16 protein-coding genes are annotated in these 18,041 nt (G+C 66.5%); 7 read left to right on the top strand and 9 right to left on the bottom strand.

Going from position 1 to position 18,041, the window contains the following annotated elements; genetic code table 11:
• Positions 1-55: 55 nt before the first annotated feature.
• From PVZ72_RS10380 to ptsP, 3 genes are read right to left on the bottom strand one after another with little or no spacing between them, the layout of a single operon-like run.
• Positions 56-1,813: a PTS fructose-like transporter subunit IIB gene (locus PVZ72_RS10380; RefSeq protein ID WP_187980153.1), complete on the bottom strand. Its 1,758-nt coding sequence runs from the start codon at positions 1,811-1,813 to the stop codon at positions 56-58.
• The gene (gene pfkB / locus PVZ72_RS10375; RefSeq protein WP_273861854.1) at positions 1,810-2,778 is read right to left on the bottom strand and encodes a 1-phosphofructokinase; all 969 of its coding nucleotides are present in this window, start codon (positions 2,776-2,778) and stop codon (positions 1,810-1,812) included. The genes PVZ72_RS10380 and pfkB overlap by 4 nt, the downstream gene beginning before the upstream one ends.
• Positions 2,775-5,657 carry a phosphoenolpyruvate--protein phosphotransferase gene (ptsP, locus tag PVZ72_RS10370; protein ID WP_273861853.1) on the bottom strand — a complete coding sequence of 961 codons (2,883 nt, stop codon included), beginning with the start codon at positions 5,655-5,657 and terminating at the stop codon, positions 2,775-2,777. The genes pfkB and ptsP overlap by 4 nt, the downstream gene beginning before the upstream one ends.
• Positions 5,658-5,938: 281 nt before the next feature.
• Between ptsP and cra the strand changes: the two genes are divergently transcribed.
• Positions 5,939-6,931: a catabolite repressor/activator gene (gene cra / locus PVZ72_RS10365; RefSeq protein WP_133862521.1), complete on the top strand. Its 993-nt coding sequence runs from the start codon at positions 5,939-5,941 to the stop codon at positions 6,929-6,931.
• A complete protein-coding gene (locus PVZ72_RS10360) occupies positions 6,928-7,725 on the top strand; it encodes a TatD family hydrolase (protein WP_273861852.1) in 798 nt (265 codons plus the stop codon). Before cra ends, PVZ72_RS10360 begins: the two co-directional genes overlap by 4 nt.
• Here PVZ72_RS10360 and ampD read toward each other — a convergent pair.
• Together ampD and PVZ72_RS10350 are read right to left on the bottom strand one after the other, a co-directional pair.
• Complete coding sequence (gene ampD, locus PVZ72_RS10355) at positions 7,722-8,282, bottom strand: 1,6-anhydro-N-acetylmuramyl-L-alanine amidase AmpD (RefSeq protein ID WP_273861851.1); 561 nt, start codon at positions 8,280-8,282, stop codon at positions 7,722-7,724. The two genes, PVZ72_RS10360 and ampD, sit on opposite strands and share 4 nt — an antisense overlap.
• A complete protein-coding gene (locus PVZ72_RS10350) occupies positions 8,282-8,758 on the bottom strand; it encodes an FAD/FMN-containing dehydrogenase (protein ID WP_133862524.1) in 477 nt (158 codons plus the stop codon). Before PVZ72_RS10350 ends, ampD begins: the two co-directional genes overlap by 1 nt.
• Before the next feature lie 83 nt (positions 8,759-8,841).
• Here PVZ72_RS10350 and PVZ72_RS10345 point away from each other — a divergent pair, with 83 nt between their 5' ends.
• Both PVZ72_RS10345 and PVZ72_RS10340 read left to right on the top strand, forming a co-directional pair.
• Entirely contained in the window at positions 8,842-9,321 is a 480-nt protein-coding gene (locus tag PVZ72_RS10345) for an MOSC domain-containing protein (RefSeq protein ID WP_187980158.1), read from the top strand.
• 257 nt (positions 9,322-9,578) lie between these two features.
• Positions 9,579-10,871, top strand: a complete 1,293-nt coding sequence (locus tag PVZ72_RS10340; protein ID WP_187980159.1) for an NAD(P)/FAD-dependent oxidoreductase — start codon at positions 9,579-9,581, stop codon at positions 10,869-10,871.
• Between the two features lie 67 nt (positions 10,872-10,938).
• Here the strand turns inward: PVZ72_RS10340 and PVZ72_RS10335 are convergent, their stop codons facing one another.
• On the bottom strand, positions 10,939-13,125 hold the full coding sequence (locus tag PVZ72_RS10335) for a DUF1631 domain-containing protein (protein ID WP_187980160.1): 2,187 nt from the start codon (positions 13,123-13,125) through the stop codon (positions 10,939-10,941).
• A gap of 285 nt (positions 13,126-13,410) precedes the next feature.
• On the opposite strand from PVZ72_RS10335, the gene nadC reads away from it, so the two are divergent.
• The gene (gene nadC, locus PVZ72_RS10330) at positions 13,411-14,259 is read left to right on the top strand and encodes a carboxylating nicotinate-nucleotide diphosphorylase (RefSeq protein WP_273861850.1); all 849 of its coding nucleotides are present in this window, start codon (positions 13,411-13,413) and stop codon (positions 14,257-14,259) included.
• Between the two features lie 118 nt (positions 14,260-14,377).
• On the top strand, positions 14,378-14,599 hold the full coding sequence (locus PVZ72_RS10325; protein ID WP_133862529.1) for a hypothetical protein: 222 nt from the start codon (positions 14,378-14,380) through the stop codon (positions 14,597-14,599).
• On the opposite strand, the gene PVZ72_RS24215 is transcribed toward PVZ72_RS10325, so the two are convergent.
• On the bottom strand, positions 14,587-14,721 hold the full coding sequence (locus PVZ72_RS24215) for a hypothetical protein (protein WP_443218243.1): 135 nt from the start codon (positions 14,719-14,721) through the stop codon (positions 14,587-14,589). The two genes, PVZ72_RS10325 and PVZ72_RS24215, sit on opposite strands and share 13 nt — an antisense overlap.
• Before the next feature lie 88 nt (positions 14,722-14,809).
• On the bottom strand, positions 14,810-15,661 hold the full coding sequence (gene purU, locus PVZ72_RS10315; protein WP_133862531.1) for a formyltetrahydrofolate deformylase: 852 nt from the start codon (positions 15,659-15,661) through the stop codon (positions 14,810-14,812).
• 300 nt (positions 15,662-15,961) lie between these two features.
• On the opposite strand from purU, the gene mvaT reads away from it, so the two are divergent.
• Positions 15,962-16,345 carry a histone-like nucleoid-structuring protein MvaT gene (gene mvaT / locus PVZ72_RS10310; protein ID WP_273861849.1) on the top strand — a complete coding sequence of 128 codons (384 nt, stop codon included), beginning with the start codon at positions 15,962-15,964 and terminating at the stop codon, positions 16,343-16,345.
• 243 nt (positions 16,346-16,588) lie between these two features.
• On the opposite strand, the gene sbcB is transcribed toward mvaT, so the two are convergent.
• Entirely contained in the window at positions 16,589-18,034 is a 1,446-nt protein-coding gene (gene sbcB / locus PVZ72_RS10305; protein ID WP_273861848.1) for an exodeoxyribonuclease I, read from the bottom strand.
• Positions 18,035-18,041: the final 7 nt, after the last annotated feature.

Here is an 18,041-nt window from a genome sequence, read left to right as displayed (position 1 = left end):
AAGCGAGAGCCTCCCAGTGTAACCTCTTGTTACAGCGGTATCGTCAGGGTCCGGATCAGGCCGCGGGGACCAGTTCGGTGGCGGCTTCGTTGCGCTTGAGCACCGCGTAGATGACCCCGGTCACCAGACTGCCGGCGGCGATGGCGCCCAGGTACAGCCAGGCGTGGCTGATGGCGTTGGGAATCAGCAGCACGAAGAGGCCACCGTGGGGCGCCATCAGCTTGCAGTTGAACAGCATCACCAGGGCGCCGGTAAGGGCGCCGCCGATGACGCTGGCCGGGATCACCCGCAGCGGATCCTTGGCGGCGAAGGGAATCGCCCCCTCGGAGATGAAGCACAGCCCCAGCACCGAGGCCGCCTTGCCGGCCTCGCGCTCGCTCTGGGCGAACTTGTGCCGCGCCAGCAGGGTGGCGATGCCCATGCCGATGGGCGGCACCATGCCGGCCGCCATGGTGGCGGCCATGGGTCCGTAGGTCTTGGACGCCAGCAGGCCGACGGTGAAGGCGTAGGCGGCCTTGTTGATCGGGCCGCCAAAGTCGATGCACATCATGGCGCCGAGGATCAGGCCGAGCAGCACGGCATTGCTGGTGCCGAGATTGTTGAGGAAGTCGGTGAGTCGACTGAGGGCGCCGGCCACCGGAGTGCCGACCAGATAGATCATCACCAGGCCGACGATGAGGCTGGCGAACAGCGGGATGATCAGGATCGGCTTGAGCGCCTCGACGCTGGCCGGCAGCTTGACGTGCTGGGCGATGGCCTTGGCCACGTAGCCCGCCAGGAAGCCGGCGATGATGCCGCCGATGAAGCCGCTGCCCAGACTGGCGGCCAGCCAGCCACCGATCATGCCGGGCGCGAGACCCGGACGGTCGGCGATGGAATAGGCGATGTAGCCGGCCAGCACCGGGACCATCAGCTTGAACGCCGATTCGCCGCCGATCTGCATCAGGGCCGCGGCCAGGGTGCCCTGCTCCTTGAAGGCCTCGATGCCGAAGACGAAGGACAGGGCGATCAGCAGACCGCCCGCCACCACCATCGGCAGCATGTAGGACACCCCGGTGAGCAGGTGCTTGTAGACGCCCGCGCCTTCCTTCTTGGCGGGTTTGGCGCCCTCGCCCGCCGCTGGCACGGCGCTACCGGCCAGGGTTTCGCCCTCGGCCAGCGCCTTCTTGATCGTCGCCTCGGGTTGCTTGAGGGCGACGCCGGTGCCGCAGCGATAGACGCGCTTGCCGGCGAAGCGCTCAACATTGACCTCGATGTCGGTGGCCAGCAGCACCACGTCGGCATCGCGAATGGCCTCGGCCGGCAGCGGATTGCGCGCCCCTACCGAGCCCTGGGTTTCCAGGTGCAGGCGATAACCGAGCTTCTTGGCCGCGTTCTGCAGGGCCTCGGCCGCCATGAAGGTGTGAGCGACACCGGTCGGGCAGGCGGTGATGGCCACCAGCCGTGGCGTCTCGCTGGCACTGGCCGGTACGCTTGGCGCAGCGCCGCTGGCCGCCGGGGCCTGTTCCAGCACCTTGGCTTCGCTGGCGGCGCGCTGCAGGAAGGCATCGACGTCGCGCAGGGCTTCGGCCGGAGCGGCGCGGTAGACACGCTTGCCGACGAAGCGGGACAGGTCGACCGCTCCGGTATGGACCACCACCACCAGTTCGGCGCGCGCCACCTGGTCGTCGGTCAGCAGGGTGGCCTCGGGGCCGTCGTGGATCTCGACGCTGGTGGTCCAGCCACGGCGCTGGGCGGCGGCGTCCAGCAGGCGCGCGCTGAGCACGCTGGTGACCATGCCGGTCGGGCAGGTCGTGACGATGGCGATGTTCATGGGTTTACCCCTGATTCTTGTTCTAGCGGAAAGTCGGGAAGGACGCGTACCCGCACCTGGTCTTCGAAGGTGGCGAGTTGCGCGGAATCGTTGATGCCGAAGCCGATCTGGGTGACCGCCAGGGCCGCGATGGCGGTGGCCGTAGTCAGGGTGCGTTCCGGCGACTGGCCGGTGAGCAGACCGTGCAGCATGCCGGCCAGCAGGGAATCCCCCGCCCCGACGGTGCTCGCCACGGTGACCTTGGGCGGCTGCGCCTCCAGGGTCTGCTGACCGTACCAGCGCACGCCGTCGGCGCCCTGGGAGATCACCAGATGCTCGATGCCGAGGGCGCGCAGTTGCTCGACCAGCAGCGTCTGCTCGGTGGCGGTCTCGGCGGGTGCACCACAGGCTTCGGCCAATTCTTCGGTATTGGGCTTGATCAGCCAGGGACCGGCGGCCAGGGCGGCGCGCAGGGCGGCGCCACTGGTGTCCAGGGCCACCGGCAGGCCCAGCGACTTGAGCCGACCGACCAGCGCGGCCAGCCACTCGGGGGTCACCCCGCGCGGCAGGCTGCCGGCCACCACCACGGCGTCGTGGCCAGGGGCCAGGCGATCGAGGGTTTCGAGCAATTCCTGCTGGGCGGCGGCGGACACCTCCGGGCCGGGTCCGTTGATGTCGGTGATGCGCCCAGCGGCCTCGGCCAGCTTGAGGTTGCTGCGGGTCTCGCCGGGCACCCGGACAAAGGCGTCGGTGAAACCGCGACGGGCGAACAGGGCCTCGAAGGCGCCGGCGTTGTCGGCACCGAGAAAACCGCTCACCGTCAGTTTGTGGCCTAGATCGGCCAGCACCTGGGCGACGTTGATGCCCTTGCCGGCGGCATGGACGATCACCGCCTCGCTGCGATTCACCGCGCCAGGCTTGAGCGCCGGCAACTGCACGGTGAGGTCCAGCGCCGGGTTGAGGGTCAGGGTGAGGATGCGGCTCATCGCAGGGCCTCCACGCTTTGCCGGACTTCGTCGGCGGTGGCCAGCTCCAGGGCTCGCGCAGCGCAGGACTGAACCAGGCGCAGTTCCAGTTCGCGCACCCGGGCCTTGACCAGCGGCACACTACGCGCCGAGACCGACAGCTCGTCCACGCCCAGGCCTACCAGGACCGGCACCGCCACGGGATCGGCTGCCAGCTCGCCGCAGACGCCCACCCACTTGCCGTGGGCATGGGCGGCGCGCACCGTCATGTCGATCAGGCGCAGCACGCTGGGGTGCAGGCCATCGGCCTCGCCGGACAGCAGCGGGTGGCCGCGATCGATGGCCAGGGTGTATTGCGTCAGGTCATTGGTACCGACGCTGAAGAAGTCCACTTCCGGAGCCAGCACCGGCGCCAGCAGCGCGGCCGAGGGCACCTCGATCATGATGCCGACCTGCAGGTCGGTGGTGGGGATCTCCAGGCGCAGGCGGTCGAGGATGTCACGCGCCTGGCGCCATTCCTCGACCCGGCCGATCATGGGGAACATGATCCGCAGCGGCCGGCCGTCGGCGGCCTTGAGCAGGGCACGCAGCTGGGTCTCCAGCAATTCCGGACGGCGCAGGGTCAGGCGGATGCCGCGGATGCCGAGGAAGGGGTTCTCTTCCGGTGGCAGCGGCAGATAGGGCAGCGGCTTGTCGCCACCGACGTCCAGGGTGCGCACCACCAGCGGCTTGCCGGCCAGGCCATCGAGGGCGCGGCGGTATTCCGCTTCCTGGGTGGCCTCATCGGGCGCGCTGTCGTGGCTCATGAACACCAGTTCGGTTCGCAGCAGGCCGACGGCTTCGGCGCCCTGCTCCACCGCGGCGGCGGCCTGGGCGGTATCGCCCAGGTTCACGGCGATCTCGACGTGGTGGCCGTCACGGGTGGTGGCGCTTTCGAAACGGCGCGCTTCGGCGGCGCGGCGGCGCTCGGCCTGGACCTCGCGCTCACGCTGCACGGCGTCGATGCGACGGGCATCCGGGGCGATTTCCAGGGTGCCCTTGTCGCCATCCAGCAGCAGCACGCTGCGCGGTGCCAGGTCCAGCACGCGGCGACCGGCGCCGACGATGGCCGGAATGCCCAGGGCGCGGGCGACGATGGCGCTGTGGGAGCTGGCGCCGCCACGGGCGGTGAGGATGCCGCAGACGCGCTCGCGGTCCAGCCGCGCCACATCGCCCGGGCCGACCTCGTCCATCACCAGCACATAGGGTTCTTCAGGCTCGCGGGCGGATTCGACGCCGCACAGCTGGGCCAGTACCCGCCGACCGACGTCGCGCAGGTCGGCGGCGCGCTCGGCGAGCAGTTTGTCCTGCAGGGCTTCCTGCTGACTGGCGGCTTCCTCGATCTGGGCGTCCCAGGCGGCCGCAGCGCTGGCGTTGGCCTTGAGGCGGGCGGCGATGCCCTGCTGCAGATCCGGGTCTTCCAGCATCTCCAGGTGGGTCAGGAAGATCTCGCGCAGAGCGCTGGGCTCGCTGCGCGCAATCAGCGCCTCGATATCCGCGCGTACCGCGGCCAGGGCCGCATCCAGGCGCTGGCGTTCGGCGGCGGCGCCTGCGCCGGTAGCGGGATAGTCGAAGTGCTGGGGTGCCACCACATGCGCCGGGCCCACGGCCAGGCCGGGGGCGGCGGCCACGGCCTGGGCGCGATCGCCCGGGGCCAGCGGCAGTTGTTCGGACGGGTCCACCAGGCTGATGGCGGTGACCCGGGCGGCCCCGGCCGGGGCCGGTGCGCTGGCGGTGACCGGTTCCACTTCCTCACCGAGACCGGCCTGCACAGCGCCGATCAGATCGTTGAGCGCGGCCTCGGCCGGGGTGCCAGGCTCGACGAGGAATTCCAGAGTCTGGCCGCGACGGGCCCCCAGCGCCAGCAGGCGCGACAGGCTCTTGGCCGAGACCGGGGCACCGTTGTCGACGCGCACGCGGATCTCGCCGTCATAGGCCTTGGCCAGCCGCGCCAGCTCCTTGGCCGGACGGGCATGCAGGCCATGGGCGTTGGCCAGCACCACCTGGCCACTGGGCCAGTCCGGGGCGACTTCGCCGCCCAGGGCTTCGAGCACGGCGCGGCGGGAGGTGGCCTGGGCCAGCTCCTGGCCACGGCCGGCGACGAGCAGATCGCAGAGGCGTTCGAGCAGGGCACGATGGCCCTCGCCCAGGCTGGCCAGGCAGAACAGGCCGCGCACCGGCTGCTCCTGCACCTGCAGGGTCTGCAGCGGAGTGACGAAGGCCAGGCCGGGGCGTTTCACCGCGGTCTCGCTATTCAGCCACCAGAGGCCGTCGCCCAGCGGCAGCGGCTGGCTGGCCTGCAGGGCACCGGCGAAGCCGGCCCCCACGCATTCCATGTGCTTGAGCATGCGCGCACCCTGCCAGGCCAGGTCTTCCAGGTCCTCGGCATCGATGGCCAGTTGCACCAGTTCTTCGTCCAGCGCCAGCGCCTGGGGTGCGCCCTGCAGCAGGTCGAGGATCTGCTGGGGTTCGCGGGCCTCGCGCAGGGCCTGCTGCAGGTCGCTTTCACCCAGGGCCCGGGTGAGCAGCTGCAGGATGCGCAGGTGTTCGTCGGATTTGGCGGCGATGGCGATGGCCAGGTAGGTCAGCTGACCATCACCCCAGTCCACCCCGTGCGGGAATTGCATCATCCGCACGCCGGTGACGAACACCTGGTCGCGGGTCTGAGGCGTACCATGGGGAATGGCGATACCCTGGCCGAGGTAGGTGGAGCCCTGGGCCTCGCGGGCCTTGAGCCCTTCGAGATAACCCGGGGCGACCAGACCGTCGGTCACCAGGGACTCGGCGAGCATGGCCAGGGCAGTCGCCTTGTCCGGCGCCTGCTGGGCCATGCGGATATGCTGGGCATTGAGTTCGAACATGGAAGGATACCTCCGGCGCCGCGCGCCTGATCCTGGCGCCGTGCCTTTCTTGTAATAGATGCTTGCCGGCTCGCTCAGCCCTGCAATCGCGTCGGGAGCGGCGTGGCAGGGCCCTTGGCAGATTCGTGCCAGCCCTCGGACAACAGAAAGCTGAAACGTTTCACCCAATGGGACTGGAACGTTACTCGATAATCGCCGATCCTTGAAGCACAACACACAATAAAGACCGTCTCGCCAGCGCCGTACAGCGCCAGGCCATTCAGGTCCCATGAGGAACAGGCGTGAAACTCAGCGACATCGCCCAATTGGCCGGCGTATCCCTCACCACCGCCAGCTACGTCATCAACGGCAAGGCGGCGCAAAGACGCATCAGCGCGGCGACCGTGGCGCGGGTCATGGCCGTGGTCGAAGCCCACGGCTACCAGCCCGACCAGCGCGCCGCAGGCCTGCGCCGTGGTGCCACCCACACCCTGGGCTTCCTGCTGCCCGACCTGGAGAACCCCAGCTATGCGCGCCTGGCCAAGCAGCTGGAACGCCGGGCACGGGCGCGTGGCTATCAGCTGCTGATCGCCTGCACCGACGACAATCCCGACAGCGAACGCCAGCTGATCGCGCTGTTTCGCGCGCGCCGCTGCGACGGCCTGTTCACCGCCAGCAGCCTGGCCGAGGACGACGCCCCGTACCGCCAGCTGCAGGAACACAACATCCCGATCATCGCCATCGATCGCCAGCTCGATCCGGCGCAATTCTGCTCGGTGGTCAGCGACGACCACACCGCCGGCCGGCAACTGGCGGCCACGCTGCTGACACCGAACACCCACAGCATCGCGCTGATCGGCGCCCGTCCCGACCTGGCCATCAGCCGCGCCCGCGCCGCCGGCTTCGCCGCGGCCCTCGCCGACCACCCGGCGCGCCACTGGGAGCGGCATGCACCCCACTACAGCCGGGAAGGCGGTCGCGCCCAGGCGCTGGCCATGATCGAAGAACTCGGCCACTGGCCCGAGGCGCTGCTGACCACCTCCTACGTCCTGCTGCAAGGCGTGCTGGATGTGCTGCGCGATCATCCACTGGCCGCAGGCGACACCCTGCGCCTGGCCACCTTCGGCGATACCCAGTTGCTGGACTATCTGCCGTTCAAGGTCAACGCCATCTCCCAGCAGCACGAGGTCATCACCGAGCGGGCCCTGGAGCTGATGCTGGACGCCCTGGAAAACGATCACTACCTGCCCGGTGTGCAGGCCATCCCGAGGGTGCTCAAACGCCGCCTGCCATGAGCCTGCTGATCGATACCCACAACCATCTGGACTACCCGGACTTCGACGCCGCGCGACCGGGCCTGCTGGCCGAATGCGCGCGACTCGGGGTGATCCGCCAGGTGCTGATCGGCGTCGAGCGCAGCCAGTGGCCGCAACTTTGGCGGGTTGCCACGGAAAACACCGGCCTCCATGCGGCGCCCGGCCTGCATCCGCTGTACCTGCAGCGCCATCAGGAGGCCGATATCGAGGCGCTCCGGACCTTCTGCCTGGAACGCCGGAGCGATCCCCGCCTCTGCGCCCTGGGCGAGATCGGTCTGGACTATTTCATCGAGACGCCGGACAAGACGCGCCAGGCCTGGTTCTTCGAACAGCAGGTGCGCCTGGCCATGGAGCTGGACCTGCCGGTACTGCTGCACGTGCGCCGCGCCCATGCCGATGTGGTCAGGATCCTGAAGCGTCTCAAGCCACCCCGAGCCGGCATCGCCCACGCCTTTTCCGGCAGCTATGAAGAAGCTCGCGAATACCTGCGCCTGGGCTTCAAGATCGGGCTGGGCGGCGCGCCCACCTGGCCGCAGGCGAAAAGACTGCAGCGGGTACTGCCACAGTTGCCGCTGGAGGGCATCGTGCTGGAGACCGATGCGCCCGACATGCCACCCGCCATGCATCCGGACGTGCGCAACAGCCCTACCCACCTGCCGGCCATCTGCGCCGCCCTGGCGCCGCTGTGGCAGGTTTCGGCCGAGACACTCGCGGCGACCACTACGCGTAATGCCTGCGCGGTGTTCGGCTGGGACGCGGACCGGCTGGCCTAGACGTCGCCGTCCTGCAGCTCGGCGTGCAGACGCAGCCAGTCGAACGCCGGTCCCGGATCGGTCTTGCGGCCCGGGGCGATAGCGCTGTGGCCCTGGATGCGCTCGGCGCTGATCGCCGGATAGGCGCGCTGCAGCGCCCGCGTCAGCCGCCCCAGGGCAAGATACTGGGCGTCGGTGTAGGCCAGGTCGTCCGTGCCTTCCAGTTCGATGCCCAGGGAGAAGTCGTTGCAGTTCTCGCGCCCGTCGAAGCAGGAGATACCGGCATGCCAGGCGCGCTGCTCGCAGGAGACGAACTGGGTCACCGCCCCGTCGCGCTCGATGAGAAAGTGCGCCGCCACCTTCAGTTCGGCGATCTCCGCGAAGAAGGGATGGGCCGAATGATCCAGGCAATTCTGGAAGAACGCCTGGACGCAGCCGGTGCCGAATTGCCCGGGCGGCAGGCTGATGTTGTGGATCACCAGCAGGGACACCACCGTCCCTGCCGGGCGTTCGTTGTGGTTGGGCGAAGGACAGCGGCGCGCCTCGCGATACCAGCCCTCGACGAACGCCCGCTCCATCAGCGGGCCTTGGCCTTGAGCGCGTCGCGCAGCGCGGTGGCGTCGCTGAATTCGCGCTGGCTGACGAAGCGGCCATGATCGAGGGTCACCCAGAGCACCTTGTCGGCAGCGCCCGGAAAGCGCGGCACGATCCGCGATTCGCGATCGAGCAGGATTCGGTAGCCGTACTTGCGCATGGCCGGTACGGCGAACATCCGCGTGATGGCCGCCGGCATGCTGCTGATATCGGCGATGTAGGCCACCCGGCTGCCGTCGATATAGTTCGCCGGCTGCTCGCGCATGGCTTCCTTGACCAGGCCGGAGCCGCTCATGCTGCGCGCCACCAGCAGGACCTGCAGCTGGTCGTCGAAGGTATAGGGCTGGTCACGCTGATCGAGCAGGGTGAAGGGCGCCACCCGCTCGCCGGGTTCGAGTGCCAGGGCGGTCAGGGGCAGCAGCAGACACGACAGCAACAACGCCAGAACTCCAGCGCGCATGGCATCCTCTCTTGAAAGGTCTATCGAGGCCGCTATCCTGCCCTACCGCTCGAATTGGCACCACCATCGCGTCAAGGAGCCCCATGATCCCGCTCAAAGAACTGCTCGCCCAGGTCCCCCAGTCCGGCGAGGTGCGCTGGATCGGCGTGCGACCCGCCTCCCGTGCGCCCATGGTCGAGATCGAGGCCGTGGAAGCCCGGCGTGACGCGGGCCTGACCGGCGATCACGCCCGCCCTACCCCGCGCAACCAGCGCCAGGTCACCCTCATCCAGTGGGAACACCTGCCGGTGGTGGCCGCGCTGATCGGCAAGACGGTCGCACCCGCCGATCTGCGCCGCAATCTGGCCATCGCCGGGATCAATCTGTTCAGCCTGAAGAACCGGCGCTTTCGCATCGGCCAGGCGATCCTGGAGACCACGGGCTGGTGCCAGCCCTGCGCGCGCCTGGAAGAACGCCTGGGCCCGGGGACCTTCCAGGCCGTGCGCGGCCATGGCGGCCTCACGACCCGGGTGCTGGAAAGCGGCATCATCCGCCTGGGCGATCGGGTGGAGGTCCTGGATTGACCCCAGTTTCTCCAGGGTCGAATGGCCGGGTCAGCCCGGTTAAACTAGCGCTACCTCTCGTCGCCGCAGACATCCTTGCCAGAGCAGATGCACGCCGCCTCCCTTGAAAGTCACGACTTTTCGCCCATCTTCTCTGCTAGATGGCGCGACTATCGCGCGTTGCGACGACCCCCAGATATCTACCGACCCGGGACTGCGCCCGCTTGCGGCGACGCGCCCGGTCCGGCCCCCGCTTTCCTTCTCCATGAGTGCTCTCCATGACCCATCGCATCGTTATCGTCGGCGGCGGCGCCGGCGGCCTGGAACTGGCTACCCGCCTGGGACGCAGCCTCGGCAAGCGCGACCAGGCGCAGATCGTGCTGATCGACGCCAACGCCACCCACCTGTGGAAACCGCTACTGCACGAGGTGGCCGCCGGCTCGCTCAATTCCACCGAGGACGAACTCAGCTATGTCGCCCAGGCCAAGTGGAACCACTTCGAATTCCAGTTCGGACGCATGACCGGCCTGGATCGCGAGCGCCGCAAGGTGCAGCTGGCCGCGATCGAGGACGACGGCGCCGTCCTGGTTCCGGAACGGGAGATCGGCTACGACTCCCTGGTGCTGGCCATCGGCAGTACCACCAACGACTTCGGTACGCCAGGCGCTGCGGAAAACTGCATCTTCCTCGACACCCGAGCCCAGGCCGAACGCTTCCACCGCAAGCTGCTGACCCACTACCTGCGCGCCCACGTCAGCGAGCAGCCGGGTGAATACATTGAGGTGGCCATTGTCGGCGCCGGTGCTACCGGCGTGGAATTGGCGGCCGAATTGCGCAACGCCGCCGAAGAGTTGCAAGCCTACGGCATGGACCGCATCCGTCCCGAAGACCTGCGCATCACCCTCGTCGAGGCCGGTCCACGCATCCTGCCGGCGCTGCCCGAGCGGATCGCCGGCCAGGCGCACCGCACCCTGGAGAAACTCGGCGTACGGGTGCTGACCGGTTCGGCGGTCAAGGAAGTCCGCGCCGACGGCCTGCAGACCGCAGGCGAATTCGTTCCGGCCAGTCTCAAGGTCTGGGCCGCCGGTATCCGCGCCCCGGCCTTTCTCAAGGACCTGGCGGGCCTCGAGACCAATCGCATCAACCAGCTGGTGGTCAACTCGACGCTGCAGACCACCCGCGACCCGAACGTCTTCGCCCTCGGCGACTGCGCGGCCTGCCCCCTGACCCCCGGCGACACCCGTACCGTGCCACCGCGCGCCCAGTCCGCCCACCAGCAGGCCTCGCTGCTGGTCAAGACCTTCAAGGCGCGCCTGGAAGGCAAGCCGCTGCCCGACTATGTCTACAAGGACTACGGCTCGCTGATCTCGCTGTCGCGCTTCAGCGCGGTGGGCAATCTCATGGGCGGCGCCCTCGGCAGCCTGACCCTGGAAGGCTGGCTGGCGCGGACCTTCTATGTGTCGCTCTACCGGATGCACCAAGTCGCCCTCTATGGCCCGCTGCGTGCCCTGGCGCTGTTTGCCGGCGATCACCTGAGACGCAAGACCGAGCCGCGCCTGAAGCTGCACTAGGCCCCTGGTCTGGGCATAAAAAAAGCCGTCCTCAGGGACGGCTTTTTTTATGCCTTGCGCAAAGCACTCAGGACAGCGACTGACCGCGCAGATTGCCGATCACCGAAGTCATGGCCCGGTCGAACAGCAGGGCATCGTCCAGCAGCCGTACCCGACCCTCCTGGTAATCCAGCGCCAGTTCCTCGCGGGTCCGGTCCAGCACCTTCATGCCGGTCCGATTGACGAACACCAGGCGGCCCATGGGGCGGATGACCGCGGCCAGCTTGCAGCGCAGCTTCTGCTCGACATCCTGGATTTCCAACCAGGCGCCTACCGAGAGGACATCCACCCACTCCAGGGAGTCGCTGGTCAGTCCGGTGATCCGCTCAGCCGCGCGCGGCAGCTCGAAGGGCTCGTCGACAGGCACCGACGCCGGCACCACGACCGCCGTATCCGCCGCCGCATCCGCCAGTTCAGGACGGGTCTGCTGAAAGGTCTGGACGTGCAGGGACTCGAGCTCGGTGAAGAATTCGGAGGTGGAAAAGGGATCGAAGGCCGCGCTGGCCAGGCCTTCCCGCAGTGCCTTGAGCAGGCCGGGCACCATTTCCAGCAGGCGCTGGCGCGATGCGACGTCGTGGTGCGGCTGGATGCTCCAGATCAGATCATCCATGGTCTTGAGGGCTGCGCGCCATTCGCTGGAATCATAGCCCTGCTTCAGGCAGGTCAGCAGCAGCACCTGGCTCCAGGCCTCGCGCAGGACACGTTGCACGGCAGCGGGCAACGGGTGCTCCTGCAGGCGCTGGCTGAGCACGTGCTCGACCTGCAAGCGAGCGATCTCGGCGCGCGCCCGGCCTTCCTCGGCATCACGGGTGCGCTGTTCGAGCAGCTCACTGCGCCGCTGCTCGTCGCTGACATAGGCCATGAAGTCGGCCAGCAGCTCGGCGAAGATCTCCGGATCGTCGACGAAGTCGGACAGCAGGCGCTGCACGATCTGCTCGATCTTCTGATACAGGCCGTCGCGCTGCAGGTCGCTCTGCTCGCCCCAGCCCAGGGAAGCGGCGGCGATCTCGTTGAGCAGTCGCCGGGCCGGATGGCTGCCACGGCTGAAAAAGGTCTTGTCGAGGACCGCGACCTTCAGCATGGGAATCTGCAGGCGAGCGATCAGTGCCTTGAGCGAATCCGGCAGGGTGAGGTCGTCGAGAATGAATTCGAACAGCATCGCCACCAGGTTGATGACGTCTTCGTCGACCTGCCCCACCACGCGCTTTCGACCCGAGCGCTCGCTGATGCGGCCCAGGGCCACACCCAGTTGCGCCTTGAGGTCGTAGCCATCCAGGGACTGACTGGATATCTGCTGCTGCAGGTGGGACAGCAGACGCATGAGGTCATAGCTGGTGATGACCTGGCCATCACCGGTCGCGGCGCCTTCATCTGCGGTCATGGCGCCACCCAGGGCCGCACTGGTCGGCGTCCGCAGCTGGGCCAGCAGGCCCTGCAGGGTGCCGAAGAGTTCCTGACCGTCGTCTTCGCTGTTGACGTGGGCCGGGGTGCGTCCGCTGTAGCCCTTGGCCGAGCGGCTCGGCACCTGCTGGGGAATGGCCTTGAGCTGGGGCAGTACGCCCGCCTCGACCAGCTGACGATTGGATTCCGCATACAGCTGACCCAGCCCGTTGAGCACGAAGCGCTCGAACAGCTTGTAGATGATCAGCTTGACCTTGATGTCGGTGTCGAGATCACGACAGGCTTCGACGAAGGCCTCGCACAGGCGGCGCGGCCCCAGCGGATGAGTCGAATCGTCCAGCTTGCTCGACAGCTGGGTATTGAACCTGATGGTCAGGTGGCTGATGGCCATGGCGTTGTTGCTGAGGGCCTTGGCCACCATGGTGTCCACGGCGACGCTCTCTTCCAGCGCATCGTTCTGCACCAGACTGAGGTCTTCGTAGGAAACGCTGTCCAGGCGCATCTCCGGCTTGCTGCCAACCAGGTTGTTCAGCGCCGCGAAGCGCTCGAAATACTGCTGGAGAAAGCTGCGCTCGATGCTCTTGCGCCGGAGGCGCAGATCACGCATCGCTTCGAAGTAGAGACTCTGTTCCTGGTTGCTGCCGGCCCGATCGGCCATCTCAAACAGCGCATCGTCGGCGTTGTCGAACAGCTGCTGCAAGGACGCATTGAGTCGCTGAGCGGCGCGATCCCTGACCGGTAAAAGCACTGCGGGCAATCGGGAAGAAGATTCCCCGAGCGCCTTGAAATGAACTACGTTTACGTCGTTCTGCACCACCGCCTCCCACAACCGTTCTTGCGTTCGGCTGAATCGCGTTCCACTACAGGAGCATTGAACAACGTTGGCCGCCCTGGCCGCGAGGTGAAACGTTGTCGATGTGCCATTATTTGCTTTGCCAAGGCATCGACCAATCGACATCTGCACAGTACATGACAGGGTTCACAAGGCACCTGTCAGTCAGCGCCTGCCCTTCAAATAATTCGACGTTGTCTATCTCAGATCGTCAACCTCCCCTAAAGTTGCCCGCTCGCCTCCCGCAGCCCTTCTCGGAGTTTTTTCATGTCCAGCGCTACCCCTGCCGATCTCGCCCAGGTCATCACTGACAATGTCGCCGCCGCACTGCGCGAAGACGTCGGCAGTGGCGACCTCACGGCCGGTCTGATCCCCGCTCATCAGCACGCCCGGGCGCGGATCATCACCCGCGAAGCCGCGGTGGTGTCAGGCACGGCCTGGGTCGACGAGGTGTTCCGGGTGCTGGATCCCGCAGTGGAAGTCCGCTGGCAGGTGACCGATGGCGAGCGGGTCGCAGCGGACCAGGTGCTGTTCGAACTCGCGGGTCCCGCGCGCGCCCTGCTCACCGGCGAGCGCAGCGCGCTGAATTTCCTGCAACTGCTGTCCGGCACCGCCACCCGCTGCCGCCACTATGCCGACCTGGTGCAGGACACCGCCGTAAGGCTGCTGGATACCCGCAAGACCCTGCCCGGCCTGCGCCGTGCCCAGAAATACGCGGTCACCTGCGGCGGCTGCTACAACCATAGAATCGGGCTGTTCGACGCCTTCCTGATCAAGGAAAACCACATCACCGCCTGCGGCGGCATCGCCCAGGCCGTGGCCGCCGCCCGGCAACTGGCGCCGGGGCGTCCGGTGGAAGTCGAGGTGGAAGATCTGCGGGAGCTGGAACAGGCCCTGAGCGCCGGCGCGGACATCGTCATGCTGGACGAGCTGAGTCTGGCCGACATGCGCACGGCGGTGGCCCTGACCGCGGGCCGGGCCAAGCTGGAAGCCTCGGGCGGCGTCAACCAGGACACCCTGCTCGACATCGCCCAGACCGGTGTCGACTACATCTCCATCGGCACCCTGACCAAGGACGTCAAGGCCGTCGACCTGTCCATGCGCATCCTGAACTGAGCGGGATAGGCAAAGTGCCGCGCGGCGGCTAGACTCCGCAGCCGCGCCTCTTGCGCACCGGCTTCGAGCGGTCCTGACGACCGCTCGCCTCTCGCGACACTCGAACAAGATCGAACCCGTGACCAAAGATCAACTTCGCGCTGAACTGGAACGCCAGGCCCAGCGCTATCAGGATGTCTACGGTGGCGAAATCGTCACCTACGCCGCGCAACCCAAACCCGACCGCAAGCCCTGGAAGAAACGGCCGACCGTGCAGGACGAGGTGTTCGCCTCGGAAGTGCGCAAGATCGCCGATCTCAAGGCCAAAGCCAGCGACGAGTCCATCACTCAGGACACCTGAGGCGAGTCTTCAGCCGCGCTGTCCGGAGCGTCCGCCACGCCGTCTTCGTCGCCTTGCCGTGCCTGCAGTTGCCGCCAGAGCGCCGCGGCGGCAGTGAAGTCGGCGCCGCCGTCGAGAGTCATCGCCTGCAGGTCGTAGCGGGCCAGGCAACCTTCGCCCAGACGGGGTGGCTGCTCCGCGGTACCGGGAGCAGCCGCCGGGGAGTCGCTGTCAGTCGAAGATGACGGTCTTGTTGCCATGGACCATGACCCGCTCTTGCAGGTGGTATCTCAGACCGCGGGACAGCACCATCTTCTCGACGTCCTTGCCCAGCCGCACCATGTCCTCGACATTGTCCCGGTGGCTGACGCGCTCCACGTCCTGCTCGATGATCGGACCGGCATCCAGCTCTTCGGTCACGTAGTGGCAGGTGGCGCCGATCAGCTTGACGCCGCGCAGCGACGCCTGGTGATAGGGCTTGGCGCCGACGAAGGACGGCAGGAAGCTGTGGTGGATGTTGATCACCTGGTGGGCATAGCGCGCGCAGAGATCCGGCGGCAGGATTTGCATGTAGCGCGCCAGGACCACGGTATCGGCCTGGTGCAGATCGATCAGCCGCGATACCTCGTCGAAAGCCGGCTGCTTGTTGGCAGGATCGACCGGCACGTGGAAGAAGGGAATGCCGTGCCACTCGACCATGCTGCGCAGGGTGTCGTGGTTGGAGATGACGCAGGGGATCTCGCAGTCCAGCTCGCCGCTGTGCCAGCGGTGCAGCAGGTCGGCCAGGCAGTGGGATTCGCGACTGGCCATGAGCACCACGCGCTTGCGCTGGGCCGAATCGGTGATCCGCCACTGCATGGAGAATTCCCGCGCGATGGGCGCGAAGGCCTGACTGAAGCCGGCCAGATCGAAGGGCAGTGAATCCGCGCGGATCTCATGGCGCATGAAGAACCAGCCACTCTCCGTATCCGAGTGATGACTCGCTTCGGTAATCCAGCCGTTATAGGTCGCCAGGAAGTTGCTGACCTTGGCCACGATACCTACCCCGTCCGGACAGGCGATCACCAGACGAAACGTTTGCATAGCACAACCTCGAACGAAAAGGGGCTGCATTCTAGGCGCAGTCGCCTGCAGCGTCGAGCGGCGCAAGGTGCCACGGCGCGCGCCTGTACGGCGTGGGTAAAGACTTTGCAAAGGACAAGTAAGGACCGACAAGTTCCACTGCCGCCCTGCTGAAAGTTGCGCGACTTTTACCAACATCATTGTTGCGACGGACGCCGCCTTAATTATCGGGCTGTCATGCGGACAGTTTACTTATTCCAATAGCCAATCTATGATCGATGCAGAATTTCATCTCTGCATCACTCAGAACAAAGGCCGTTTATGTCGCTCATCAACGAATATCGCCAGACCGAAGAAGCCATCAAGGAATTGCAGGAGCGCCTGAAGTCGCTGCAAGAGGACGACAAACTGCAGCGCGAGCTGGAGTTCGAGAAGAAACTTCGCGCACTGATGGGTGAGTATCAGAAATCCCTGCGTGACATCATCGGCATTCTCGATACCGAAGCCAAGCCCGCTCGCCAGACCCGAACTCCCAAGGCCAGCAATGGCAGTAAGCCCAAGCGCGCCCGTAAAGTTAAGCAATACAAGAATCCGCACAATGGCGAAGTGATTGAAACCAAGGGTGGCAATCACAAGACGCTGAAAGAGTGGAAAGCCAAGTGGGGTTCGGACGACGTCGAGTCCTGGGTAACCCTGCTGGATTGATCAGAAAAACGCCGGCCAGTCGGCGTTTTTTTTGCCTGCACGGCAAAGGATTGCGCAACCGGCCAACCCCAAACACCGACTGCCAGCTTCAAGACTCCGCTGACACGACCGTTCACCGCGTCTTTCATATTGCCCAAGCAACATCTTTCTCAGCTGAAGCTGCGGTCCTTGGCCGCGGCACCTTTGGCTGTGCACGTCTTTTCTGTTAGCAGACGTCTCTAACGACCTTTGTTGTTCGCGACTTCAGGCAACAGGATTATCCAACCGCTGCATCAACGCCCGAACATGGGCGGACCAGGCCTCGAGAATCGGTACCCGCTCGCTGGCCACCTCAGGCTGCAGTTGTTCGGCCAGGGTAATGAACTGCGTGCAGGTCATATGGCCTTGACCTTCTTCACCCAGCAGGCGCTGCCGGCAGAATTGTCGCCAGCGCGCCCCCTCTTCCGCGGTCAGCAACTCGGGAAAGTTGCGCGCACGATAGCGAAAGAACAGCTCCGGATGTCGCTCGTCCTGAAAAGGCCAGGGCCGGCTGCCAAGTTGCTCTGCCGGACACTGCTGAACCTGTTCGCAGAGTTGCCGTTCTTCGGCGGCAATGAAACCGTCGTACAGCCTCTCTTCGGCATCCTGTTCCTGGGTGACAAAACCGGAGGCCTCGGCATAGAGCGCCTGCACCTTGGGTTGCCAGATCGCACGCTGGTCGAGCAATTGGCGGGCGCGGCGCCAGACGGCGGCCTGATCGAATTGCAGCCGCTCCGTGTCCGCAGGGCGCAAGACGCTGAAGGGCGCCAGAATCGGACACTTGTTGATCTGTACCAGCTTCAGCGGCACCGGGAGGTCACCCTCGGCCAGCGCCTCCCGCCGGGTATAGAGGCGTTCGCGCAGGGTCTCGACATCCAGTTCCAGCAGCGGCTCCGGCGCCAGGCCGAGATCGCAGACGATCAGCGCGTTGCGATTGACCGGATGCCAGGCCAGCGGCAGCACGGGTGCGAGAAAGTGTCGCTCGGCGCTGAAGCGTCCGGAGACGTGCAACAGGGGTTCGAGCAGACGGATGCGCGCCAGCGCCGCCTTCTTCTGGCGCTGCGTCCAGAGATAGTCGTAGAGCCTTGGTTGCCGCTGCTTGACCAGACGCGCCAGGGCCAGGGTTGCGCGAACATCCGCCAGGGCGTCGTGGGCCTGGGCGTGCTCGATGCCATTGGCGACGGTCAGGCGATCCAGGCGCAGGGAGACGCGCTCAGCGTCCTGCGGCCAGTTCAGGCTTTCCGGGCGGAAGGCATAGAGCGCCCGGATCACGCCGAGCACATCCCAGCGACTGTTGCCCTGCTGCCATTCGCGGGCATAGGGATCGTGGAAGTTGCGGTACAGGCTGTGCCGTACCATTTCGTCGTCGAATCTCAGGTTGTTGTAGCCGACCGCGCAGGTGTTGGGACGCCGCAACTCCTCGTGGAGGCGCTGGACGAAGTCGCGCTCACGCAGCCCCAGCCGCTGCAGGGTGGCCGGCAGGATACCGGTTACCAGGCAGGCCGCGGGATGGGGCAGGACATCCTCGCTCAGTTGGCAATGCAGGTTGAGCGGCGCCTCGATTTCGTTGAGCTCCAGATCGGTACGCACCCCGGCCACCTGCAGCGGTCGATCCCGCCGTGGATCGATCCCTGTGGTCTCGAAGTCGTACCAGAAGATACTTTGCGTCACACCGCCC

This window comes from Pseudomonas sp. LA5 (genome assembly GCF_028640825.1).
GTDB lineage: Bacteria > Pseudomonadota > Gammaproteobacteria > Pseudomonadales > Pseudomonadaceae > Chryseomonas > Chryseomonas aestiva.
Note: the sequence above shows the minus strand (reverse complement) of the source record. Positions and strands in the feature narration are given on the sequence as shown.

Coding starts and splice junctions, on each gene's coding strand:
- PVZ72_RS10380 (WP_187980153.1), bottom strand. CDS start 1,813: ATGAACATCGCCATCGTCACGACCTGCCCGACCGGCATGGTCACCAGC.
- pfkB (WP_273861854.1), bottom strand. CDS start 2,778: ATGAGCCGCATCCTCACCCTGACCCTCAACCCGGCGCTGGACCTCACC.
- ptsP (WP_273861853.1), bottom strand. CDS start 5,657: ATGTTCGAACTCAATGCCCAGCATATCCGCATGGCCCAGCAGGCGCCG.
- PVZ72_RS10360 (WP_273861852.1), top strand. CDS start 6,928: ATGAGCCTGCTGATCGATACCCACAACCATCTGGACTACCCGGACTTC.
- ampD (WP_273861851.1), bottom strand. CDS start 8,282: ATGGAGCGGGCGTTCGTCGAGGGCTGGTATCGCGAGGCGCGCCGCTGT.
- PVZ72_RS10350 (WP_133862524.1), bottom strand. CDS start 8,758: ATGCGCGCTGGAGTTCTGGCGTTGTTGCTGTCGTGTCTGCTGCTGCCC.
- PVZ72_RS10345 (WP_187980158.1), top strand. CDS start 8,842: ATGATCCCGCTCAAAGAACTGCTCGCCCAGGTCCCCCAGTCCGGCGAG.
- PVZ72_RS10340 (WP_187980159.1), top strand. CDS start 9,579: ATGACCCATCGCATCGTTATCGTCGGCGGCGGCGCCGGCGGCCTGGAA.
- nadC (WP_273861850.1), top strand. CDS start 13,411: ATGTCCAGCGCTACCCCTGCCGATCTCGCCCAGGTCATCACTGACAAT.
- PVZ72_RS24215 (WP_443218243.1), bottom strand. CDS start 14,721: ATGACTCTCGACGGCGGCGCCGACTTCACTGCCGCCGCGGCGCTCTGG.
- purU (WP_133862531.1), bottom strand. CDS start 15,661: ATGCAAACGTTTCGTCTGGTGATCGCCTGTCCGGACGGGGTAGGTATC.
- mvaT (WP_273861849.1), top strand. CDS start 15,962: ATGTCGCTCATCAACGAATATCGCCAGACCGAAGAAGCCATCAAGGAA.